The sequence below is a fragment of the Dolichospermum sp. LEGE 00246 genome, from assembly GCF_015207865.1.
Taxonomy (GTDB): domain Bacteria; phylum Cyanobacteriota; class Cyanobacteriia; order Cyanobacteriales; family Nostocaceae; genus Dolichospermum; species Dolichospermum heterosporum.
The window spans coordinates 1-3710 of the sequence record NZ_JADEWA010000514.1; the positions used below are offsets into that span (position 1 = coordinate 1).

The 3710-nt window shown below is 41.6% G+C and carries 3 protein-coding genes; 2 read left to right on the top strand and 1 reads right to left on the bottom strand.

The window, feature by feature from the left end; all coding sequences use genetic code 11:
* The first annotated feature begins 175 nt into the window (after window positions 1-175).
* Together thiD and IQ228_RS23140 are read left to right on the top strand one after the other, a co-directional pair.
* Window positions 176-994: a bifunctional hydroxymethylpyrimidine kinase/phosphomethylpyrimidine kinase gene (gene thiD, locus IQ228_RS23135; protein WP_027401456.1), complete on the top strand. Its 819-nt coding sequence runs from the start codon at window positions 176-178 to the stop codon at window positions 992-994.
* A gap of 198 nt (window positions 995-1192) precedes the next feature.
* Window positions 1193-1852 carry a hypothetical protein gene (locus tag IQ228_RS23140; RefSeq protein WP_193964570.1) on the top strand — a complete coding sequence of 220 codons (660 nt, stop codon included), beginning with the start codon at window positions 1193-1195 and terminating at the stop codon, window positions 1850-1852.
* A gap of 253 nt (window positions 1853-2105) precedes the next feature.
* Here the strand turns inward: IQ228_RS23140 and IQ228_RS23145 are convergent, their stop codons facing one another.
* Window positions 2106-3290 (bottom strand): NAD(P)H-quinone oxidoreductase subunit H, encoded by a 1185-nt coding sequence (locus IQ228_RS23145; RefSeq protein WP_027401458.1) that lies wholly within the window; start codon window positions 3288-3290, stop codon window positions 2106-2108.
* Between the last annotated feature and the right edge of the window lie 420 nt (window positions 3291-3710).

The following is a 3710-nucleotide window of genomic DNA, read 5'->3' on the forward strand; positions in this document are numbered from 1 at the left end:
GTCTGGTAGATGGGACTTTCACCCATATCAGACCGAGAGTTCAACCTTTTCCCATAATTGGATTAGGTTGGTTAGCTTATGTACGGACTGATTACCGTGATTCAGCTAACAACGAATCGCACCAAACCTTTGATTCTTTTACGTTTTTTCAGCAAGACCTATTTAGACTCCAATTATGACAATAAACAAAACTTTCGTGCCTGTTGCTTTAACTATTGCTGGTTCTGATAGTGGTGGGGGTGCAGGAATTCAAACTGATTTACGAACTTTTGCTTTTCACTGTGTTCACGGAACAACTGCTATTACCTGTATTACAGCCCAAAATACTGTGGGAGTTAATAGAGTTGATGCGATCGCTCCCCGGTCTATTGTTGCTCAAATTCAGGCGGTTGTAGAGGACATTGGCGTACAGGCTGCAAAGACGGGAATGTTGCTCAATCAAGAAATTATTTTGGCTGTAGCCCAGCAAATAACAGCTTATAAAATTGAGAATCTAGTGGTTGATCCTGTGATGGTATCACGCACAAGAGCGCAACTAATTGATGATGATGCCATACAAACCCTGCGGAATACTCTAATTCCCTTAGCAGCTATTATTACCCCAAATCGTTATGAAGCGCAGATTTTAAGCGGGTTAGAAATTACTTCTTTAGCAGATATGCAAGCAGCAGCGGAAATTATCCACAGGGAGTTAGGAGTCAAGGCTGTTTTAGTCAAGGGTGGGGGAATGTATGGGAATTTGCGGGGTGTTGATGTTTGGTTTGATGGGGAACAATTGGAGATTTTGACAACGAAACAGGTAGAGACAAAAAATACTCATGGTACAGGTTGTACTCTATCAGCGGCGATCGCTGCTAACCTAGCTTTAGGTAAAGACCTATGGACATCAGTGCAAATAGCTAAGGAATATGTGACAAATGCTCTTACCTATTCCTTGGATATTGGCAAAGGACAAGGACCAGTGGGACACTTTTTCCCATTATTGATCAAATAAATTTATTTATTAAGCGTTGTATTAATCACATGAAATCAGTTAATATACTGGTAGTTTTCATTCTCGACTCCTGATATTTTTCCCCATCTTTGCATTTTGTGCATTTTTCTATTATTTTTGGGCATAATATCATAAATAATCATATTCTGGTTTTGCGTACCCTTACTCTAACTACCGTATTTTGATACTAAAATCTCCATGAAAACAACTACAGGATCTCACTATAGCCAACCACCTAATAACTACCCCCCTTCTGTTCCCCTCTGCGTTTATCGAGAGTTGACAGCGGAGTTACAAGCGGTTCAATCTAAATTGGATGTGATTACCAGTCATAATCAGAAATTAGTCCAAGAAAATCAACAACTGCGGCTAGAAATTACTAAAGTGATTCAGTCTTGCTTAGAACTGCAAAAGCTAGTTAGTACACCATCACCCAGTTCTCCTGCACCATCTCTATCTGATCATGAAGTTAATTATCCACCTCAGCCTCAGCCGACACCTCATGATCATCACGAGGTAAAACACAAACCTAAACCAATTATTACCGCAGAATCTCCGCGTCAGCCAACAAATCGTCCCCGACCAAAAACATCAACAAAACCTACCCCTTCTGAAAACCGTCATCAGGAGTCTACTGCGACACGGATGAGTATAAACTTACCAGTATCAAAAACAGTATTTATAGAAGAACAGGAAGTTAGCTACTATCCCCAATCTCAGTCTGAGGTTAAAGGCTTAAATGGTTGGTGGCTGGCAATAACTATTATATTCATTATGATAACTGGTTTTGCCGCTGGGTATTTAATCGTGCGCCCTTTATTCCAAAATCACAGCCAACCTTCAACAATTAAAAATTGAAAATTCATAGATAATTAGACATTAAGTAATTGGACAAAAATATTTACAGTCATTGCGAGGGAAGGGAAGCAATCATAACCCTGACGATTGCTTCATTTCCTATGGCTAACGCCACGCTTACGCAATAACATTGTGTAATTAATTTTGTCTCACTACTTAGGTGGCAGGTAATGTAGAGACGTTCCATGGAACGTCTCTACAAGAATTCCAGAAGATACACATTGAAGTCCTTGTCCTGGAGTATCAAGATTGATTATCTATCAACAGAACCCATAATTACGTCAATACTACCGAGAATAACAACAATATCTGCTACCTTCATTCCTCGGAGTAAATGAGGGAGAATTTGTAGGTTGTTGAAATCTGCGGCACGGATTTTCCAGCGCCAGGGGAAAACATTATTATCACCAACTAAATAAATTCCTAATTCTCCCTTACCACTTTCGACACGGGAGTAGATTTCACCATTGGGGACTTTGAAAGTAGGAGAAACTTTCTTAGCAACGAATTGGTAATCAAAAGCATCCCACTCGGATTTTTTCCCAGCCATTAACCGCTTGGCTTCTAGGTTTTCGTAGGGTCCACCGGGTAATCCAGCGATCGCTTGCCGGACTATTTTCACAGACTCGCGCATTTCTCGCATCCGTACCATGTAACGTGCAAGACAATCACCAACAGTTTCCCACTGAACATCCCAATCGAAATCATCGTAACATTCGTAGTGGTCAACTTTTCGTAAATCCCATTTTACCCCAGAAGCCCGTAACATTGGTCCAGAAAGTCCCCAGTTAATCGCTTCTTCACGGCTAATAGTTCCCAAACCCTCAATCCGGCGGCGAAAAATCGGGTTATTAGTAACTAAGCGTTCATATTCATCCACTTTGGGAATAAAGTAGTCACAGAAATCTAAACACTTATCTACCCAACCATAAGGTAAATCCGCAGCTACACCACCAACTCGGAAATAATTATGATTAACCATGCGGTAGCCAGTTGCAGCTTCCCACAGATCATAAATCATTTCCCGTTCCCGGAATTGGTAGAAAAAGGGTGTTTGTGCGCCTACGTCAGCCAAGAATGGACCAAACCATAATAGGTGGTTCGCAATGCGGTTTAATTCCAGCATAATCACGCGAATATAGCTGGCACGTTTAGGAACGGTGATACCCGCTAATTTTTCCGGTGCATTAACTGTCACCGCTTCATTAAACATCCCCGCAGCGTAGTCCCAACGGCTGACATAGGGGACATACATGATTGTAGAACGGTTTTCGGCAATTTTCTCCATTCCCCTGTGTAGATAGCCAATAACTGGTTCGCAGTCAACGACATCTTCACCATCTAGGGTCATGATTAAACGTAGGACTCCGTGCATTGATGGGTGGTGAGGTCCCATGTTTAGCACCATCGGTTCAGTGCGGGTTTCGATTCTACTCATAGATTTTGCTGTTCTCCCGTTGTGGATGTTGTCAATTGATCCGTTTAGATTAACTTGCGGCGATAGCGAAGCACTGCTGCAAGCAGATCGCTCTTTTCTGCCAAAATTTAGCTGATAGGGATAATTTCTAGGTTATCTCTACAGGTGACGTTGGAGAGAGAATAGCAGAGTCGGTTTTGTACTTGATGTTTTATTTTGTGCAGCTTCTTCAATTATTATAGGTAAGCCTGATATATAAGGGATTGAGAATCTGGATTTTTTTCATGTACCTGGGGTTTTGACACTCCCCGGTCTAAGAGGTTGTTTGAAAAGTATTAGATGAAACCGATAATCTCCAGAAACCTAACCCCCCTTCTCTAGGGGACTTCCAAGAAATAAATTATCCTGATTAACGAACCACAGAGGCGCAGAGGACACAGA

Bases quoted from the DNA above. Each gene is read 5' to 3' on its own strand.
- thiD (WP_027401456.1), top strand. From the start codon at position 176: ATGACAATAAACAAAACTTTCGTGCCTGTTGCTTTAACTATTGCTGGT.
- IQ228_RS23140 (WP_193964570.1), top strand. From the start codon at position 1,193: ATGAAAACAACTACAGGATCTCACTATAGCCAACCACCTAATAACTAC.
- IQ228_RS23145 (WP_027401458.1), bottom strand. From the start codon at position 3,290: ATGAGTAGAATCGAAACCCGCACTGAACCGATGGTGCTAAACATGGGA.